Source organism: Streptomyces sp. NPDC001270, from assembly GCF_042896695.1.
Classification (GTDB): domain Bacteria; phylum Actinomycetota; class Actinomycetes; order Streptomycetales; family Streptomycetaceae; genus Streptomyces.
This window is the reverse complement of record NZ_JBIAXM010000001.1, coordinates 503,464-522,111: the sequence shown is the minus strand read 5'-3', so window position 1 is coordinate 522,111 and position 18,648 is coordinate 503,464. Positions and strand designations below refer to the sequence as shown.

Genomic DNA, 18,648 nt, shown 5'->3' with positions numbered 1-18,648 from the left:
GGCCCCCGTCCGCGTGGTCGGGGGCCCGGACGTTCAGCCCGCTGCCGGCGTGCCGGTGCTCCGTTCGGAGGCCGCGGGGCCGGTGGTGTCGGTCGGGGTGGGCTCGGCGGTCGTCCCGGTGGGTGCCGGGGCCGGCAGCCCGGCCTCGGCCGCGACCCGCTGCTGTGCCGAGGAATCGGCGGCCCGCCCGTCCCACGCCTTCTCGGCGCCCGGCGCGCCGTTCAGCGGCGGCAGTTCGACGTGGTAGGAGTCGTCACCCTGCGAGGGCACCTTGGGCAGCGGGGCGTCCGGGGCCACGAATCCACCGGGCACGCTCGGGCCCTCGTCCTGCCGCGCGCCGGTCGCCGCGGCCGGCCCCGGTGCCTGGGAACCCGCGGTGAGCAGGGCGGCGGCGACCGTGGCGCAGGTGGCGACGGCGCGCGCCGCGCAGGCCGCGCCGGGTGCGCGGCCGTTGGCCCGTTCGGCGGAGGTTCCTGGTGAGCGGACGGGTCATGAAGCCACTCCTGAGAGTCGGGAGTGGTGGGTTCACGGGCGCCTTCGGGGGGCCGGAGGCGTACGGCGGGGGGTGACGTGTCGGTTCCGGTTGCGTGCCCGACGCTAGTGCCTCGGCAGGGGGCGACGGCGGTAGGGCCCCTGGCGGACTCCGAGAGACCAAGCGGAGGTGAACACCTGTGGAAGGTGACGGTGGTGTCCCCGCGCCACTCCTCCGGTCGCGGGCGCGGCCGGCCGGACACCGCGGGCTCAGAGACGTACGAGGTAGCTGAAACCGGTGTCCGGCCCCACGCACGACTGGAGGGTCAGGTCCCCCCAGTACAGGCCCGCGGCGGGGGCGCCCCGGCCGGGGGTGAGGTAGCTGGCGTACACCTCGTAGGTCCAGGTCCCGTGGACGGTGCTGAGCGTGATCCGGGTGCCCTTCGGCAGGGTGGCGAAGCGGTCGAAGCCGTTGCAGTAGTCGTGGCCGACGATCACCACGGTGCTCATCTCGTACCCGTCCTCGGTGCCGATCTCCGGTCCGGTCCACTGCACGGCGTCCCGGCAGGCGTCCACCTCGTCCTGGCCGCCGCGCATGACGTACGAGGACCAGTCGCCGATCCGCAGGACGGCTCGGCCCGGTTTCGGGGCCGGGCCGGCGGCGGCGCGCTTCGGGGCGGTGGACGGCGACGGCGACCGGGAGGGCGGCCGGGAGAGGTCGGGGCCCTTGGTCCGGCCGGTGGCGGCGGGGGCCGGCACCGGGGGTGTGCGGGGGCCGGCCGGGTCCGGCGCGGGCGGGCGCGCGGTACCGGTGGGACGCGCCGGGCGCGTGGCGGGCGCGGACCCGGTGGCGGGCGCGGCCGGGGCCGGCCCGCTCCGCTCGTCGGCATCGCCGGAGGGATCGGCGGCGAGGCCCGGCGGGACGCCGGTGGCCTGCGCCCGCGCGGCCGGGACCCCGGACGGGCTGCCGCCCTGGCCGCAGGCCGCGAGCAGGACGGCGGCGAGCAGCCCGGCCGGCGCACGCAGGACGGGACGGCGCCGGGTGCGGGAGGTGCGACGGTGCGGGCCCGTCACCCGAACCGTCCGTTCACGTAGTCGGAGGTCCGCTCGTCCCGCGGGGCGTTGAACATCGCGTCCGTGTCCCCGTGTTCGACGATCACGCCGGGCGTGCCGTGCGAGGCGAGGAAGAAGGCGCAGGTGTCCGAGACGCGGGCGGCCTGCTGCATGTTGTGGGTGACGATGACGATGGTGACCTCGGACTTGAGTTCCGCGATGGTCTCCTCGATGCGCCGGGTGGAGGTCGGGTCGAGGGCCGAGCAGGGCTCGTCCATCAGCAGCACCCGGGGGCGCACCGCCAGCGACCGGGCGATGCACAGCCGCTGCTGCTGACCGCCGGAGAGGGCACCGCCCGGCTGGCGGAGCCGGTCCCTGACCTCCTTCCACAGGCCCGCCTTGGTGAGGCACTCCTCGACCAGGTCGTCCTTGCCGTCACGGGTGGCCTTGATGGCGTTGAGCTTGAGCCCTGCCAGCACGTTGTCGTAGATCGACATGGCCGGGAAGGGGTTGGGCTTCTGGAAGACCATGCCGATCTGCCGGCGGGCGTGGGTGATGCGCCGCCCACGGTCGTAGATGTCCTCCTCGTCGAGCAGCACCCGGCCGGCCAGCGAGGCCGTGCCGATCAGTTCGTGCATGCGGTTGAGGATGCGCAGGAAGGTCGACTTGCCGCAGCCGGAGGGGCCGATGAGCGCGGTGACCTCGCGGGCGGGCATGGTGAGCGAGACCCGGTCGAGGACCTTGTGGTCGCCGAACCAGGCGGAGACGGAGTCGGCCCGCAGGGTGGCGGGACCGTCGGCGAAGAGGGTGCCGGTGGCGCGGCGGTCTCCGGCGGTCTCCCTGACGGGCGGCTGGACGGCGGTGTCGACGAGGTCGGGGTTCTCGGTGGTGGACATGTCCTGGTGTCACCTTCCGTGCGGGGTCCGGTGGTTCAGAGCAGGTTCGGCAGGAGTGCGGTGATGGCCCGGGAGTCCGCGAGGCCCAGGGCGAGCAGCAGCGGGCCCGCGCAGATCCAGGTCTGCCAGCGGCCCCAGACGCGGAAGGAGAACACCGCGAGCAGGGCGGCGATCAGCAGGCCCTGCGACCACAGGAAGACGGCGAGCCAGGCGCCGGAGTCGGTGCCGAGCGCCTGCTCGGAATCGGCGATCCAGCCCGACTGGAGGTCACGCGGCGGGTTGGGCTGCACCGGCGTGATCAGCTTGGCGTCGACCCGGATCACCCCGCTCGGCGTGTACGGCGCTCCGGTCGCGGTGATGAGGGTGAGCCGTCCCCGTCCCCCGGTGACCGGGGCGGGCAGTTCGTCGCCGGCCCGGCGGACGCCCGTGACCTCGTAGACCGGCTTGCCCTGGCCGGTGGTGATCTCGATGCGGGATCCGACGGGCAGCTTGTGCAGGTCGAGGAAGGGGCTGCCGTACGCCCACTGGCGGCCCATGACAACCGATGTGCCGGCCTGGCCGGGCAGCGGGGTGTCCCGGCGGTGGCCCGGTCCGGCCATCAGCACCTCGGAGGTGGTGCCCTCCGCGACGACCTCGTTGAGGCCGAGGGCCGGGATCTTCAGCAGCGCCACGGGCGCACCCGGCTTCAGGAGCTTGCCCTCGTAGTCGCGCTGGCCCACCGGGGCGGTGCCCAGGGCGAGTTCTCTGCGCAGTTCGTCGTAGGCCGTCTGCTGGTCACGGGCGTGCTGGAGGTGGCCGACGATCGTCAGGTTCGCGGCGAAGCCGAGGAGCACGGCGGCGAGAACGCACAGGGCCGCCCCGGCGAGTGCGAGCCCGGGGCGGGCGGGGGGCCGCGGGGTTTCCTGGCGCGGCTCTCGGGCGGTCGGGGGCGGTGGTGGTGCGGGCGGGCCGTCGGTGGGCGCCGACGCGTCGGCCGGGGGCGGGGCGAGCGTGGTCACGGGGTGCGCTCCTCGAAGCGGGACGGTTTCCTTCGTACGAGGCCACTCGTCCGGCGTGTCCCGTACGACGGGTTTCGTACGGCGTGTTGCCTACGACGGGTCTCGTACGGCGTGTTGCGAACGACGTCCGTACGAGGGGTCTCGTACGGCGGCCGGACGGGCGGGCCCGGGGGCGCGTCGGGTGCGCGCCCCCGGACCGCCCGGCCGGTCAGTGGTGCTGCGGGGTGTCGCCGCCGAAGGTCAGCAGGCCCTTGCGGCGCATGTGGAGCACGAGCGCCGAACCCGCGGAGAGCAGCGCGAGCGAGGCCAGGCCGATCGCGCCGACCTGGGCGCCGGTGGACGCCATGGAGCCACCGCCACCGCCACCGCCGCTGTCGCCGCCGGACAGGCCGCCGGGGTCCGCGCCGCCGCTGCCGGTGCCGCCGCTGCCCGTGCCGCTGGTGTCCGTGGCGGACGGGCTGGGCTCGGGCGACTCGCTGGAGCCGGCACCGGTCGTGAAGGCGAAGTCGAGGCTGTGCCCGTCGGTCTTGTCCTCGGCGAGCGTCAGCGTGTGGTCGCCGTCGGCGATGTCCTTCGGGACGGTGAACTCGTACGTGTCGACGGTCCCGGCGGCGTTCGCCTTGGCGTCGTCGAACGTCGCCTCGCTGTCGGCGAGGGTGACCTTGACCGTGGCGTCCGCGGTGTAGCCGCGCGCGGTGATCTTCACGGTCTGGCCGGGTTCGAGGTCGGGGTTGTCCGCGAGCGCCTTGCCGTCGGCGTCGGTGACGTCGAGGTCGGGGTTGTCGGTCGGAGGCGGGGAGGAGGCTTCGTCGGTGCTGACGAAGGTGAAGCTCGCCCGGTTGTTGGCCGAGCCGCCTTCGGCGAAGTACACGTTCGTTTCGCCTGGGATGCTGCGGTCGGGAACCGTGAACGTGTAGTCGACGACCGTTCCGTCGGCGTTGGCGGTGGCGTCCGGGAGCTGCGCGTCGGACGACTCCTGGATCACCTTGACCGTGGACCCGGGGGTGAAGCCCTGGATGGTGATCTTCGCGCTCTGGCCGATGGCGAGGGTCGGCTTGTCCCCTAGGGGGGCGCCGCCTGCGTCCTTGGCGGTGAGGAGGTACGTGATGCCCGCGGGATCACTGCCCGTCGCGTCGGTGTAGGCATCGGGGTCGGAGGTCGTGAAGACGGCCGTGTAGGTGTAGGCGCCTCCGATGGCCGGTGCCTTGACGGTGAGTTCGGCCTTGCCGCCGGTCACCGGAGCGGTTCCGAGTGAGGTGTCACCCTTCTTGAACTCCACCGAGCCCGGGGCGCCCGCCGGTACCACCGTCGCGGTGAGTTTGAGATCGCCGTTGACGGGGATGCCGTCGGGTGCGTCCAGGGCTACGGTCGTGGGCTGCTGCTGGAGCAGAGTCCACGTATCGCCCGCGACCCGGACCTTGGCAAGGAACTGGGCCGCAGTGCCGAGTCCACCCCTGCACAGCAAGGCCAGCGTGTATGTGCCGTCCAGTGACGGTGCGGTGACATAGCTCCGCAGCGCCGTCTCCAGGCTCGCCGGCTCGAAGGGCGACTTGAGGTTCACGGTGAAGGCGTCCGCGCCGTTCGGTATCTTCGCCGTGGCCTGGGCGACAGCTGTCCCGCTGTCCGCCTTCTGCGGATCGAGAACGAAGAGCCAGGGCGAGTTCCCGCTCTGTCCGTTTGTCGGGTCCGGGCAGCCCGTGCTCGACGTCGCGGACGTGGCCATGAGAGTGTCGGAGATCTTCCCCGTGGCCGGGCTGAGTGTGAACGAGCCGAGGCTGGTCCCCGCGGCGTTGGCCCTGCCCGCGAAGGCGACGATCCCTGCCAGGGTGGCGCACAGCAGCGCGAAGCATGACAGCAGTGCCACGGGTGATCTGAGTTGTGCCGGACGATGGTTCACGTGGTGATCCCCCCAGGGGGTTTGGATTGCGGATGAATACGCCGCCGGGCCGGGCACCCACTGGGTGCCCGGCCGTTGTGCGGGGTTACTGCGCGGTGATCAGTTCTCGCCCTTGAGGGACGTGTTGCCGCAGGTGGAGACGGTGCCGAAGCCGAACTTCGTGATCGTGGCCGTGGCCTGGCAGACCTTGGAGCCCGAGCCGACGAAGGTGGCGGCGATGGTGGCGTCGGTCAGCTTGGCGCTCGGAACCACGTTGTAGACGTCACGGCTGTACTGGCCGCCGTCGATCGTGCCCAGGACGGTGTCACCGTGCACGTCGTCGATCAGACCCTTGACCTGGGAGGTCCACTTCGCCACCGAGTACGGGGCGATGTCGGAGCCCTGGGTGAGCGCCTCACCGTTGTGCTCCTGCATCTCGTGGACGCAGGAACCCAGGGTCGGGTTGCCGATCTGGGTGAGGAAGAAGCTACGGGTACCGGAACCGCTCTGCGGGATCAGCGGGGTCACGGGGCGGTCGACGCCGCCCACGGTCACCGTGGTCTTGGTGCACGCGTAGATGGCACGCAGGTCGGCCGTGGAGACGTTCAGGTTGGCCAGCGGGCCGTCCGCGCGGGTCGCGACCGTCAGCTTGTCCGACGCGAACGGGATCCAGGTCAGGTCCGTGCCGGCGGTGGCGACACCGCGCGAGGAGCGCGCGAAGTCCAGGCAGCCGGTCTTGTTGTCGATGGCGGTGTTCAGCGCGGTGATGCCGTTCGACGAGCCGTTCGGACGGTCGATCTCACAGCCGGTCGCGCGGGTCTTGATCTTGGCCGAGCCGGTCGCGTCGTACGACGCGACCAGCGAGCCGCCGTCGATGTCGTTGCCCAGGCCGTTGACGACGTCCTCCGTCGTGTCGGAACCGACACCGGCGAGCACACGGTAGACGCCGGGGGCCGGGTCGGCCGAGGCGACGGGGGCCATGACGGTGAGACCCAGGGCGGCGGCACCGACGACGGCACCGGCGAAAGCACGGGACTTGACGTTCACTTCTGTTCTCCTCCGTGGAAACGGATTACGAGCATGGGACGGTCAAGCGGAATCCGGATTTCATTGCTTTTACCGGCCCGTCGGCCGGCGGCTAAAAACTTTCCATGGATCCGCACCGGCAACCACCAATTCCAGTCGCTCATCAGGTTACGAGACCATTTCCTAGGCGAATCCAAGGGAATTCACAGAACGGTGTACGGATTCCCCGGGACCGGATTGCGCCCCGGGGAATCCGGATGCCGCGGAATGGTCAGCCGCCGCCGGCCGCCCGACGGGCGGAGAGCCGGAGCATGACCGGGCCGGCGAGGGCCGCCACACCGCCCGCGATCAGGACACCGAGCAGCACCCAGCGGATCAGCCCGAGCACCTCCGACGGCGTGAGTCCGCCGGACTGGGCCACGTTCTGCTTGGCCGGGTCGGTCTCGCTCGGCACGGGGGAGGGCCGGCCGCTGCCGGACGCGCCGCCGTCGGACGCGGCGCCGGCCGACCCGGCTCCGGTACCGCCGGCCAGGCCACCGCCCGACACCCCGCCGCCGCCCGGTGCGCCGTTGCCGGTGCCGCCGACGTCGCTCCCGCCGGCGGTGCCGCCGGAGGAGGATCCGCCGGAGTCCGGCACGCCCTTCTCCAACCGGTCGGCGGCCTGCTCCGCCTGCCGGCGCAGCGCCGTGGTCAGCGGGGCGTATCCGTAGGGCAGCCGGCCCCGCTCGGCGCCCTGGGTCTGGCCCTGGCCGGCCGCGTACCGGATCACCCTCGCGTAGTCCTGGCGCGCGTCCTTCGCCTGGTCCAGCGGGGCCGCCGCGTACACCAGGGCGGCCAGCGGATAGGCGCCGTCCTTCATCTTGGCGGGATCGGCCTTCCTGACACCGGTCACGCCCGAGTCGGGCATCTCGGCGACCGCCTTGAGCAGCGAGTCGTTGGTCGGCTGGACGTAGTCTCCGTCGGCGTTCGGCAGAGCTGCGGTGCCCAGCTGGTAGCGCACGGCGGACGGGTTGTCCACGACGCCCATCTGGCGCTGGTCGACCGGGGACGGCCGCCCGAGCTTCGTCAGGCCGGCGGTGGCCGTGTTGGCCATGCACTCGTAGGCGGTGCCGATGTCACCTTGGCGGATCTCCACCGCCGCACTGTGCATGCTGTCCGCGTAGGGAACCACGTCAAGACCGCTGCGGTTCAGTGTCTTCGGGGCATGGGGACCGCCGTTCTTGCAGGGGACGGCCGTGGCCGTGAGGTCCGCCTTCGGGAAGTAGTCCAGGGAGTCCGAGATCACCCCGTCCGCGAGGTAGGCGGGGTTGACCTTCATGCCCCAGGGGTCCTTCTGCCCTTCGAGGAACTTCCTCGCGTCCGGGTCCGCCAGAATGTAATTCCAGAGCATGCTGGCCGAGTCGGTGTTGTCATCGCTGACGACCAGACCGATCGGCGATTGGTAATCATCCCCCACGAAATCGGGGTTGAGCTTCCTGAATTCCGGATCCCCTCCGATATAACCCGGATTTCCGGACAGGTAGTCGGGCTTTCCTTCGATCCGGGGGAGCAGGCTACTGGCGTAGGACTGGGTGAGTACCTTGGCCAGCAGTCTCTGGTTGAGTTTCAGCTTTTTCAGCGGTACGTACTCGAAGGTCGACTTCTCGAACATCCAGACGAAGCCGATCGTCACGCCGGTGATCGCGGCAGGTGCGTGCACCACTTGGACCCCGCCCTCGGCCGCCTCGACGGGATTCACCGTCATGGCGAGGCCCCCGGCGCCCGGTGTCGTGATGGCGTCACGTGCCTGCGGCTCACCCTGGGTGGCGTAGGTGAACCTGCTGTCTCCGGTCTTGCACAGTTGGCTCTGCCACGAGGTGACCGCGTCGGTCGCCAGTTCGGAGCCCGTGATCGGGCGCTCCGACTGGTCCGCGGCACAGTTCTGCTCGATCGGCTGGAAATCGAGACGGAAGACGATCCGCCTGTCCCAGTTCGACTGGCTGAGCGCCGAGGTGACGGTCGCCTTGTTGGCCGCCGAGGAGCCGTCCGGCTCGTACTCGCCCCTGGGCACCACGACCAGCCAGCAGGGCTCGATCTCACCGTTCGCGTTCCTGCGCGCCCCGCAGCCCAGGTACTCGGACTCGCCCGCGGACCGCAGCTCGAAGACCATCTCGCCCGATCCGTTGCCGTCGTTGGGGATCCACGAGACGGAATTGGTGTTCTCGGAGCTGAAGTAGGTGGTGTCGTACGCCCCGGCGGTCGTGGCCCCCGAGACCGGCCGGAAGGGCACGAAGGAACCCGCACCGGCGGAATCCTGCGGGAGACTGTCCGACTCCTCGGGGTCGGTCGTGGCCGAGGCCAGTCGCAGGGAGCCCGGCGGCGTCCCTTTCTCCTGCCCGAACTCGCACTGCGTCCGGTCCGGGCCCTTCGCCGGATCGTCGCCCCAGCACTGCATGAACTGCAGGAAGTTCACCTTCTGGGCGCTCTTCGGCGCGGGCGCCCCACCTGTCCACGACACCTTGACGCCCTGCCAGGTCAGGCCCTTCGTCTGATGCACCGTGACCTTGAGACGGGAGAAGTCGTCGTACTTCCCCTTGGTCCCGCTCTTGGTCACCGCCGAGGACCCGGTGGTGGCCGCCTGTGCCTGCTCCGCGCCCCTGGGCAGCGGCAGCACCGCGAGCAGCAGCGCGGACAGCAGGCAGACGACGCCCGCGTTCACCCGCCGCCGCACGGGAGCTGTCCGTATCGTCAACCGTCTCATCACAGCTCTCCCTTGCGGCGCGAACGTGCTGCCAGCACCCGCGCGGTGAGCGGTGGTCCCACGACCACCGCGACGAGCAGTACGGCCGACAGGGCCATCAGGGCGCCGCGCATCCCGAGGGCGTTGTCGGAGGCGAGGCTCACCGGGTTGGCGGCGACGGACGTGTCGCCGGTGCCGGTCCCGTCGCCGCTGACGACTTGGCCGGTGTCGGGGTCGATGACGCCACCGGAGGTGCCGGCGGCAGCCGCGGCGCTCGCGGTGCTGTCCGGCTTCCCGTCGCCGTTGGCGTCCGTACCGCCGGTGCTGCCGCCCGTGGCGGAGGAACCGCCGGAGGACGAGCCGCCGGACGACGAGCCGGAGCCGCCCGAGTCGTTACCGCCCTGCGCGCCCGGCTTCACCGGGGTGTCGGTGCCCGCGGCGCCCGCGGTACCGGTGGTGCACTGGGTGGACCCCTTCTTGTCGCAGCTCTTGGGGTAGGGGGCGTTCTTGATCAGGGTGTTGACGCCGCCCGAGAAGGTGGGGTTGCGGCAGTCGTTGATGTTGATGGAGGCGGTGGGCGCGCCCGGCACCTTGCGGAGCTGGTCGAAGCCCGCCTCGACGAGGTTCTTCGGCAGCGGTGAATAGCCCAGCCGGTCCGCCTGCTGCTGGCCGTCGCACAGGAAGTAACGGCCGAACGTGCCGAGGGAGTTGCCCTTGGCCTTGGTGAAGCCGGCCTCCTCCTTCGTCGGCAGGATCATGTAGCTGTAGCTGGACAGCGGGTAGGTACGGGGATCGCCGTAGGTGTAGACGTTGTCGAGCTTCTGCGTCAGGTAGTTGACGGAGCGCGAGTCCTCGTTGATCTCCGCCTTGGTCAGGGCGACCGCGACACTGGAGGCGGTCGGCTCGACGTAGTAGTCGGCCTTGTTGAGCACCTTGGCCACCGGGAAGTTGGCGTTCCTGGCGTAGGAGTACTCGACGTAGGTGATCGCGCCCTCGCCGGACGCCTGGCGGACGAAGCCGGCGACGTTGAGCGAACTGGCCTTGGAGATCATCGCGGACCCGCCTAGCAGCGGGTAGTTGGAGGTCATGCCGCAGTTGCCGCTGCCACGGCCGGTGCGGGAGCAGTAGTCGCCCCACAGGTCCGGGTACTCCTTGGACATCCACATGGTGAACTGGGCGCTGGTACCGGAACCGTCGGAGCGGACCACCGGTACGACCGGCGTGGGCGGCAGGTTCAGGCCCGGATTGTCCGCGGCGATCGCCCGGTCGTTCCAGCGGGTGATCCTGCCGGTGAAGATCTTGGTGATGACGTCACCGGACAGCCGCAGGTTGGTGACCATCTTGCCGTTGATCTTGAGGTTGTACATGAACGCCGTACCACCGGCCACGATCGGCATGTAGGCGTAGCCACGCCTCGGCGGCACTTCCGTGACGCCCTGCTCCTTGAGGCCGTAGGGGATCTCGGAGACCGCGAAGTCGGTGGTGTTGTTCTTGAACTGCTCACGGCCCGGCGAGGAGCCGTTGGCCGAGAAGTTGACCGTCAGGCCGTAGTTGGCCTTGACGTTGGTGATCCATTGCTGGAGAGCGTTGGAACTCCAGGTCGAACCGGAGCCGGTGATCTTGGCGTAGGTGGCCGCGCCGGCGGACGGCGTCTGGACGGCCAGCAGGGCGCACAGCAATGACAGCACGGTGGCCGCCAGACGGAAACGAGTGGCGGGTTTCACGACGAACTCCCGGGTTCGGTACGGAGGACGGAGTGCGGGGTGGGTGCGGGGGGCGCCGGGCGTTCGGCGAATCGACGCGCGTCACGCCGCGAGGCGAGTACGCGCCGGTGTTCCTGACGGCGGGACAGCCGGCCCGGTCCGCGGCCGCCGATGACGCGGGCCGCGACGAACAGCAGCAGTACCAACGCCAGCAGCAGGGCCGCCGTGCCGAAGCCGCGCGAGATCATCGTCGGCTCGGGCGACTTGACGAACTCGAAGGTGGCGAGCGGCAGGGAGACCATCGGGCCGTGCAGCGGATCGAGGTTGAGTTCGTTCGTGAAGCCCGCGGTCAGCAGCACCGGGGAGGTCTCGCCGATGCCGCGTGCGGTACCGAGGATCACGGAGGTGGTCAGGCCGGAGCGGCAGGTCGGCAGCACCACGTGCCAGACCGTGCGCCAGCGGCTCGTGCCCATCGCGTAGCTGGCCTCGCGCAGGGTGCCGGGCACCAGCCGGATGATGACGTCGGCGGCCCGGATGATGATCGGCAGCATCATCACCGAGAGGGCCAGGGCGGCGGCGAGGCCGGACTGGTCCAGGCCCAGACCCAGGATCGCGGTCGCGTAGATGAACAGGCCGGCGACGATCGACGGCAGCGCGGTCATCGCCTCGACGATGGTGCGCACGAACCGGGCGAACGGACCGGGCACCTCGCTCAGGAACACCGCGCAGACCAGTCCGACCGGCACTGTGATGACCAGCGCGATCGTGATCATGATCAGGGTGCCGGCCGCCGCGTGCAGCGCCCCGCCCACGCCGAGCGGCTCCAGCGGGCCGGCCAGCTTCATGTCCTCGGTGAAGAAGTTCAGGTGCACGAGCGCCTTGCGGCCCTCGACGAGCGCGTAGAACACCACGAACGCGAGGATCGCCACGAGCAGCAAGCCCAGCGACCGCACGACCGCCGCCGCGATCCGGTCGACGATGGCGGGCCCGTCCTCGTCGAAGGAGACCACCAGGGCGTAGATCAGGAGGAAGAAGCCGTACGCCATGACGACGAAGCCGACCACGCCGTTGAACGGCAGCAGCCAGGCGAACAGCAGCCAGGTCAGTGACAGCGCGGCGCCGACGGCGCCGACCATCGCGTAGGTGTCGGTGGCACGCAGCTGCGTCAGGACACGACGGCGCTCCCCGCCGGGTTCGGCGCTGCGGGCCGGACCCGGCAGCGTGGTCCGCGGGCGGCCGGTCGCCTGACGCGCACCGGGCGCTTCAGGGGCAACGGTCATGGTCGCTCATTCCTGTGTGGCGTAAGGGACTGCGGGCGCGCCGTGGGGGGTTGGCGGTGCGGGAGAAGGAGCCGCGGCATCAGGCGTCGCTCGCCGCGCCCGAACGGGAGCGGGCGACGATGGTCGAGGCCACGAAGTTGACGATCAGCGTCATGACGAACAGCGTGAAACCGGCCGCCATCAGGGCGGACATGCTGAACTCGCTCGCCTCGCCGTAGCGCAGGGCGATCAGTGAGGAGACCGAGCTGGTGCCGGCCTGGAGGACGTGCCACTGGATGTCGAAGGTCAGCGAGATGATCATGTAGACGGCGATCGTCTCGCCGAGCGCGCGGCCGAGCCCGAGCATCGTGCCGCCGATCATTCCGCCGCGCCCGAAGGGCAGCACCACGCTGCGGATCATGCCCCAGCGGGTCGCGCCGAGCGCGTAGGCACCCTCGCGTTCACCGGCGGGCGCCTGGGAGAAGACCTCCCGCATGATCGAGCAGACGATCGGGGCGATCATCATGCCGACGACCAGTCCCGCGATGAAGGTCGAGGAGGTGTAGACGCTCGGGGATGCCAGCGGATCGTCCGGCTCGGCCCCGTTCACATGGAAGACGGGGATCCAGCCGAAGTACGCGGAGATCCAGCGGGCGGTGGGCAGGACCTTGTCCTGGAGGAAGAACGCGCCCCACAGGCCGTAGACCACCGACGGCACCGCGGCCATCAGGTCGACGACGCTGATCAGCGTCTGGCGCAGCCGCGGCGGTGCGTACTCGGCGATGTACAGCGCCGCACCGGTGGCCAGCGGCACGGCCACCAGCACGGCGACGACGGCGATCAGCACGGTGCCGACGAGCACAGCCGCGATGCCGAACCGTCCGGCGTCCGGCGCCCACTGCGCGGTGGTCAGGAACGACAGGCCGGCCTTGTCCAGCGCCAGCCAGGCCCGGTAGAGCAGGAAGCCGCCCACGAGCAGCATGACGGCCAGCACGAAGCCACCGCCAAAGCGCAGCACCCAGCGGAAGATCCGGTCGGGCAGGCCGGGGTCGGCGTACAGGCGTCTCGGTACGTCATCGGCCCCCGCGGACGCGGGCAGGGGCTGTCTCTTCAACATGGGCACGCCCCCGACGCTGCGGTCGGCCCATTGACATGCGCATCCCGAGAGGTTAACTACAGCCCCCTTAAGGGCAACATCCGGCACCCTCCGCCGCGCCCCACCCACCCTCAACCGGCGCCCGAACAGGGCCGGTTGGGACACGGGCGCCGCACGGCCACCGTCCGGCACCCGGACTCCGCCCGCGCCGGCAGCCCCGCACGGACCGCCCACGCGAGCGGTACGGGGGTCCGGGCGGCCGGTACCGGGCCGGGCCGGTGCGTCGGCTCAGCCAGGGCCCGTCGCGGGGCCTGCCGGTACGCCGGTACGCGGGAACGCCGGTACACAGGAATGCCGGTACACGGGAATGCCGCAACACGGGAATGCCGCAACACCGGTCCATCGGCAGGCCCGCTCATCCGGGCGGCGCACCGCCGCGTCCCGGCGGGCGGGCTACTCCCCCCACAATTCGGGCCCCGCCACAGCCAGTTCCACCAGCAGGGCGCGGAAGCGGTCGTAGGAGGCACGGCACGTGGCGTGCCGTTCGTAGGTACGCGCCGAACCGGCGAGATGCCGGCCCGACTGGTCCCACACGGCCCACACCCAGCCGCCGCCGTCGGAGCTGTGCTGCACACCACCGCCCATGTCGGCGTGGCACGTGCACAGCCGGTGTAACGCGGCGCGACACCGGGCGTGGGTGTCGTGCCAGGTGAGCGACACCGCCACCGACCGCCCGTTGGGCGCCACCAGACGCCAGCCGAATCTGCCCTGACCGTCGATGTCGACCTGACATCTCATTCCCGCCGCGGCGACGGCGGGTCTCGCCGTCTCTCCGGACCGCTCCATGTCCCCACCCCCGCCGCCCAATAGAAGAGTAAAACCCGCAGGTACGGCGTTATGGGCGACAGATGCAATCTACTGAGACAGGAGTACGAGCGCGCGGACAAAACTGACGGCCGCGGCCACGCTTCATCCGGATGTATCCCCTTGGCAACCCCTAGGAAAGACACGGGGAAAGCGCTCACCGAGGCGTCGGGACAACGTTGCCGCGCGGACGGCCGACGGCCCCCGGCCGCGCATGGAGCGACCGCCCCGGGTCAGCCCATGGCGAGCAGGATCGCCAGCAGGACCGCCCCGGCCACCGCCGGACCCGCGACCTCGTACGCCCAGCGCACCGTGACCTCGCCCTGGGCGGCCTGCTCCGGCCGGCGGCGCTCCAGCGTCTCGCGCAGGTGGTCCATGATCTGGTCGGTCTCCGCCCGCACCGGACCGGACGGCTCGGCGCCGTCCGCCTGGCCGCCGCCGAAGCCGAAGGCCGCGCCGCGGCCCGCACCGGCCACCGTGCCCGCCCGGCCGCGGCCGGACGTGCCGGACTCGCCCGACCCGCCGGACCGGCCGCCGGGACGCGCCGCCGTCTCGGCCCGCGCCTGCCGCCGGACGGCCTTCTTACGGGCCCGCAGCGAGACGGGGATGGCCCACAGCTGGTACTTGGCACCGGACTGGGCGACGACCTCGTTCGAGTAGCCGGAGCGCAGGCCGGCGATCTCGCCCCAGGGCAGGGTGATCACCCGGAACGGGTTGCGCACCCGCAGCCGGTCCTCACCCTCGAACACGGCCGGGCGCAGGGTGAAGGCAGCCACCAGCGGCACGAGGAGGATCATCGCGGCGAGGGCCAGCCACGGGGCCCGGCCGTGCCCGGTGAACAGTGCGTCGAAGCCGAGCCACAGGACGAGGGCGAGCAGCAGCACCCCGCCGGTGAGCGCGGCGGGCGACCGGTACACCCGGTCCTTGGCGGTGGGCACCGGGGGCTGTGGCACGGAAGACGGGTGGTCCGGGGTCGTCATGGTCCCGATTCTGCACGACGCCGCCCGCGGCCCTCCCCGCGGCATCGGATCGGACCCGGGGCCGTGGACCGGAAGGGGGGTGGTCCGCGAGGCGAAACGGGACGGGAGACCCGCGGAACAGCCGCCCCGGGCCCTGTCCGGCGGCGGCCGGTCCCCCGCATCCGCCCCCATTACGGGGCTGTACAGCCGCTACGCGCGTAGATATGCTCGTCTGGTGACCATGCCCACCACTGATCCCGCACCAGCGGCCCACGCTCTCGCCGACGTCACCGCGTCCGACAGCTCGCTGCGCCGCTTCCTGCACGGGCTGCCCGGCGTCGACGCGGTCGGCCTGGAGGCGCGCGCCGCCTCGCTCGGCACCCGTTCCATCAAGACCACCGCGAAAGCGTACGCCCTCGACCTCGCCATCTCGATGGTCGACCTGACGACGCTGGAAGGCGCGGACACCCCGGGCAAGGTCCGGGCGCTCGGCGCCAAGGCGGTCCACCCGGACCCGACGGACCGTACGGCCCCGACGACCGCGGCCGTCTGCGTCTACCCCGACATGGCCGCCGTCGCCAAGGAGGCCGTCGCGGGCTCCGGCGTCAAGGTCGCCTCGGTCGCCACCGCCTTCCCGGCCGGCCGTGCCGCGCTGGAGGTCAAGCTGGCCGACGTGCGCGAGGCCGTCGCCGCGGGTGCCGACGAGATCGACATGGTCATCGACCGCGGCGCGTTCCTCGCCGGCCGGTATCTGAAGGTGTACGACGAGATCGTCGCCGTGAAGGAGTCCTGCGGCGCGCACGCCCGCCTGAAGGTCATCTTCGAGACGGGCGAGCTGGCCACGTACGACAACATCCGGCGCGCCTCCTGGCTCGGCATGCTCGCGGGCGCCGACTTCATCAAGACCTCCACGGGCAAGGTCGCCGTCAACGCCACGCCCGCGAACACCCTGCTGATGCTCCAGGCGGTGCGCGACTTCCGCGCCCAGACCGGCGTGCAGGTCGGCGTGAAGCCCGCCGGCGGCATCCGCACCAGCAAGGACGCGATCAAGTTCCTCGTCCTGGTCAACGAGACGGCCGGCCCGGACTGGCTGGACAACCACTGGTTCCGCTTCGGTGCCTCCTCGCTCCTGAACGACCTGCTGATGCAGCGTCAGAAGCTGGCCACCGGCCGCTACTCCGGCCCCGACTACGTAACGGTGGACTGACTCATGGCATTCGAGTACGCACCCGCGCCCGAGTCGCGCGCGATCGTCGACATCGCCCCGTCGTACGGCCTCTTCATCGACGGGGAGTTCGTCGACGGCTCGGGCGGCGACCTGGTCAAGACGGTCTCCCCGGCCACCGAGGAAGTGCTCTCCGAGTACACGCAGGCCACCGCGGAGGACGTCGACCGCGCGGTCGGCGCCGCCCGGAAGGCGTTCGAGACGTGGTCGGCGCTGCCCGGCGCCGAGCGCGCCAAGTACCTCTTCCGCATCGCCCGGATCATCCAGGAGCGCAGCCGCGAACTCGCCGTCCTGGAGACGCTGGACAACGGCAAGCCCATCAGGGAGACGAGGGACGCCGACCTGCCGCTGGTGGCCGCGCACTTCTTCTACTACGCGGGCTGGGCGGACAAGCTGGACCACGCCGGTTTCGGCCCGTCGCCGCGGCCGCTGGGCGTGGCCGGCCAGGTCATCCCCTGGAACTTCCCGCTGCTGATGCTGGCGTGGAAGATCGCCCCGGCGCTCGCGACCGGCAACACGGTGGTCCTGAAGCCGGCCGAGACGACGCCGTTGTCCGCCCTCTTCTTCGCGGACATCTGCCGCCAGGCGGGCCTGCCCAGGGGTGTCGTGAACATCGTGACCGGTGACGGCAGGACCGGCGCCGCGCTCGTCGCGCACCCGGGCGTCGACAAGGTCGCCTTCACCGGTTCCACGGCCGTCGGCAAGGCGATCGCCCGCACGGTCGCGGGCACCCGCAAGAAGCTCACCCTCGAACTCGGCGGCAAGGGCGCCAACATCGTCTTCGACGACGCCCCGATCGACCAGGCGGTCGAGGGCATCGTGACCGGCATCTTCTTCAACCAGGGCCAGGTCTGCTGCGCGGGCTCGCGGCTGCTGGTCCAGGAGTCGATCCACGACGAGCTGCTGGACTCGCTCAAGCGCAGGCTCGCCACGCTGCGCCTCGGCGACCCCCTGGACAAGAACACCGACATCGGCGCGATCAACTCCGCCGAGCAGCTCGCCCGGATCACCGCGCTCGTCGAGCAGGGCGAGGCGGAGGGCGCCGAACGCTGGTCCCCGGCCTGCGACCTGCCGTCCGCCGGCTACTGGTTCGCCCCGACGCTGTTCACGAACGTCACCCAGGCGCACACCGTCGCCCGCGACGAGATCTTCGGGCCGGTGCTGTCGGTGCTCACCTTCCGCACGCCGGAGGAGGCCGTCGCCAAGGCCAACAACACGCCGTACGGCCTGTCGGCGGGCATCTGGACGGAGAAGGGCTCCCGCATCCTGGCGGTGGCGAACCGGCTGCGGGCCGGGGTGATCTGGTCCAACACGTTCAACAAGTTCGATCCGACCTCGCCGTTCGGCGGCTACAAGGAGTCGGGCTTCGGCCGCGAGGGCGGTCGCCACGGCCTGGAGGCGTACCTCGATGTCTGACCACGTGTCCGTGAGCGGCTCCGCCGCACGGCTTCCCGACGACCGTCCCAGCAACCGTCTCAGCGTCTTCAAGACCTACAAGCTGTACGTGGGCGGCAAGTTCCCGCGTTCCGAGAGCGGCCGGGTGTACGAGGTGACAGCAGGAGCATCAGCCGCGGACGCGGCGGGGAAGGGCGAGTGGCTGGCGAACGCGCCCCTGGCCTCCCGCAAGGACGCCCGGGACGCGGTGGTGGCCGCGCGCAAGGCGTTCGGCGGGTGGTCCGGCGCGACCGCGTACAACCGGGGCCAGGTCCTCTACCGCGTCGCGGAGATGCTGGAGGGCCGCCGCGAGCAGTTCGTGCGCGAGGTCGCCGACGCGGAGGGCCTGTCGCCGGCGCGGGCCGCCACGCAGGTGGACGCGACGATCGACCGCTGGGTCTGGTACGCGGGCTGGACCGACAAGATCGCCCAGGTGGTGGGCGGCGGGAACCCGGTCGCGGGCCCGTTCTTCAACCTCTCCTCGCCGGAGCCGACGGGCGTGGTCGCCGTGCTGGCCCCGCAGGAGTCGTCCTTCCTCGGTCTGGTGTCGGTGCTCGCCCCGGTGATCGCGACCGGCAACACCGCGGTGGTCGTGGCGAGCGAGCGGTCCCCCCTCCCGGCGCTCTCCCTCGCCGAGGTGCTGGCCACCTCGGACGTGCCCGGCGGCGTCGTCAACGTGCTCTCCGGCCGTACGGCGGAGATCGCGGCGCCGCTGGCCGCGCACCAGGACGTCAACGCGATCGACCTGGCCGGCGCGGACACCGACCTGGCGAAGGAGCTGGAGATCGCGGCGGCGGACAACCTGAAGCGCGTCCTGCGTCCACAGTCTGTGGACGACTGGTCGGCGACCCCGGGCACCGACCGCCTGACGGCGTTCCTGGAGACGAAGACGGTCTGGCATCCGACGGGTTCGCTGGGCGCGTCGGGCTCGTCGTACTGACCGCCGCCCGCACCCCATGACCGAGCGCCGCGTCTCCCCTCCGCCCGGGGGAGGCGCGGCTCTCCTCCGTACGGCCGCCCCGTCCCACCGCCCCGGCCGGACACCGAGACGACGCCGACGGAGACAGCG

At 71.3% G+C, this 18,648-nt stretch carries 15 protein-coding genes; 3 read left to right on the top strand and 12 right to left on the bottom strand.

Annotation, left to right across the window (positions count from 1 at the left end):
• Positions 1-33 precede the first annotated feature (33 nt).
• The 12 genes from ACFY2B_RS02410 to ACFY2B_RS02355 all read right to left on the bottom strand — a co-directional run bounded on the left by ACFY2B_RS02410 (position 34) and on the right by ACFY2B_RS02355 (position 14,941).
• Positions 34-312: a hypothetical protein gene (locus tag ACFY2B_RS02410; RefSeq protein WP_390761245.1), complete on the bottom strand. Its 279-nt coding sequence runs from the start codon at positions 310-312 to the stop codon at positions 34-36.
• A gap of 429 nt (positions 313-741) precedes the next feature.
• Complete coding sequence (locus ACFY2B_RS02405) at positions 742-1,545, bottom strand: hypothetical protein (protein ID WP_390761244.1); 804 nt, start codon at positions 1,543-1,545, stop codon at positions 742-744.
• Entirely contained in the window at positions 1,542-2,420 is an 879-nt protein-coding gene (locus tag ACFY2B_RS02400; RefSeq protein ID WP_390761243.1) for a phosphate ABC transporter ATP-binding protein, read from the bottom strand. The genes ACFY2B_RS02405 and ACFY2B_RS02400 overlap by 4 nt, the downstream gene beginning before the upstream one ends.
• 35 nt (positions 2,421-2,455) lie before the next feature.
• A complete protein-coding gene (locus ACFY2B_RS02395; protein WP_390761242.1) occupies positions 2,456-3,418 on the bottom strand; it encodes a sortase in 963 nt (320 codons plus the stop codon).
• A 208-nt stretch (positions 3,419-3,626) separates the two neighbouring features.
• Positions 3,627-5,315 carry a hypothetical protein gene (locus tag ACFY2B_RS02390; protein WP_390761241.1) on the bottom strand — a complete coding sequence of 563 codons (1,689 nt, stop codon included), beginning with the start codon at positions 5,313-5,315 and terminating at the stop codon, positions 3,627-3,629.
• Positions 5,316-5,414: 99 nt separating this feature from the next.
• Positions 5,415-6,341, bottom strand: coding sequence for a substrate-binding domain-containing protein (locus tag ACFY2B_RS02385; RefSeq protein WP_390761240.1), 927 nt, complete (start codon positions 6,339-6,341; stop codon positions 5,415-5,417).
• A 250-nt stretch (positions 6,342-6,591) separates the two neighbouring features.
• Positions 6,592-9,060, bottom strand: a complete 2,469-nt coding sequence (locus ACFY2B_RS02380; protein WP_390761239.1) for a hypothetical protein — start codon at positions 9,058-9,060, stop codon at positions 6,592-6,594.
• Positions 9,060-10,763, bottom strand: coding sequence for a phosphate ABC transporter substrate-binding protein PstS (gene pstS / locus ACFY2B_RS02375; protein ID WP_390761238.1), 1,704 nt, complete (start codon positions 10,761-10,763; stop codon positions 9,060-9,062). The genes ACFY2B_RS02380 and pstS overlap by 1 nt, the downstream gene beginning before the upstream one ends.
• Entirely contained in the window at positions 10,760-12,022 is a 1,263-nt protein-coding gene (gene pstA / locus ACFY2B_RS02370; protein WP_390761237.1) for a phosphate ABC transporter permease PstA, read from the bottom strand. Before pstA ends, pstS begins: the two co-directional genes overlap by 4 nt.
• Before the next feature lie 79 nt (positions 12,023-12,101).
• Positions 12,102-13,118, bottom strand: coding sequence for a phosphate ABC transporter permease subunit PstC (pstC, locus tag ACFY2B_RS02365; protein WP_390761526.1), 1,017 nt, complete (start codon positions 13,116-13,118; stop codon positions 12,102-12,104).
• Between the two features lie 432 nt (positions 13,119-13,550).
• Positions 13,551-13,943, bottom strand: coding sequence for a hypothetical protein (locus ACFY2B_RS02360; RefSeq protein ID WP_390761236.1), 393 nt, complete (start codon positions 13,941-13,943; stop codon positions 13,551-13,553).
• Between the two features lie 251 nt (positions 13,944-14,194).
• The gene (locus ACFY2B_RS02355) at positions 14,195-14,941 is read right to left on the bottom strand and encodes a PH domain-containing protein (RefSeq protein ID WP_390761235.1); all 747 of its coding nucleotides are present in this window, start codon (positions 14,939-14,941) and stop codon (positions 14,195-14,197) included.
• A 220-nt stretch (positions 14,942-15,161) separates the two neighbouring features.
• Here ACFY2B_RS02355 and deoC point away from each other — a divergent pair, with 220 nt between their 5' ends.
• The 3 genes from deoC to ACFY2B_RS02340 are packed head-to-tail and all read left to right on the top strand — an operon-like array spanning position 15,162 to position 18,519.
• The gene (gene deoC, locus ACFY2B_RS02350) at positions 15,162-16,127 is read left to right on the top strand and encodes a deoxyribose-phosphate aldolase (RefSeq protein WP_390761525.1); all 966 of its coding nucleotides are present in this window, start codon (positions 15,162-15,164) and stop codon (positions 16,125-16,127) included.
• 3 nt (positions 16,128-16,130) lie between these two features.
• Positions 16,131-17,561, top strand: a complete 1,431-nt coding sequence (locus ACFY2B_RS02345) for an aldehyde dehydrogenase family protein (RefSeq protein WP_390761234.1) — start codon at positions 16,131-16,133, stop codon at positions 17,559-17,561.
• Complete coding sequence (locus tag ACFY2B_RS02340) at positions 17,554-18,519, top strand: aldehyde dehydrogenase family protein (protein WP_390761233.1); 966 nt, start codon at positions 17,554-17,556, stop codon at positions 18,517-18,519. Before ACFY2B_RS02345 ends, ACFY2B_RS02340 begins: the two co-directional genes overlap by 8 nt.
• The last annotated feature ends 129 nt before the right edge of the window (positions 18,520-18,648 follow it).

What these genes read in the sequence shown, in the direction of transcription:
- pstA (WP_390761237.1), bottom strand. Translation starts at nt 12,022, where the DNA reads ATGACCGTTGCCCCTGAAGCGCCCGGTGCGCGTCAGGCGACCGGCCGC.
- ACFY2B_RS02380 (WP_390761239.1), bottom strand. Translation starts at nt 9,060, where the DNA reads ATGAGACGGTTGACGATACGGACAGCTCCCGTGCGGCGGCGGGTGAAC.
- ACFY2B_RS02340 (WP_390761233.1), top strand. Translation starts at nt 17,554, where the DNA reads ATGTCTGACCACGTGTCCGTGAGCGGCTCCGCCGCACGGCTTCCCGAC.
- ACFY2B_RS02355 (WP_390761235.1), bottom strand. Translation starts at nt 14,941, where the DNA reads ATGACGACCCCGGACCACCCGTCTTCCGTGCCACAGCCCCCGGTGCCC.
- ACFY2B_RS02400 (WP_390761243.1), bottom strand. Translation starts at nt 2,420, where the DNA reads ATGTCCACCACCGAGAACCCCGACCTCGTCGACACCGCCGTCCAGCCG.
- pstC (WP_390761526.1), bottom strand. Translation starts at nt 13,118, where the DNA reads ATGTTGAAGAGACAGCCCCTGCCCGCGTCCGCGGGGGCCGATGACGTA.
- ACFY2B_RS02360 (WP_390761236.1), bottom strand. Translation starts at nt 13,943, where the DNA reads ATGGAGCGGTCCGGAGAGACGGCGAGACCCGCCGTCGCCGCGGCGGGA.
- deoC (WP_390761525.1), top strand. Translation starts at nt 15,162, where the DNA reads ATGCCCACCACTGATCCCGCACCAGCGGCCCACGCTCTCGCCGACGTC.
- ACFY2B_RS02345 (WP_390761234.1), top strand. Translation starts at nt 16,131, where the DNA reads ATGGCATTCGAGTACGCACCCGCGCCCGAGTCGCGCGCGATCGTCGAC.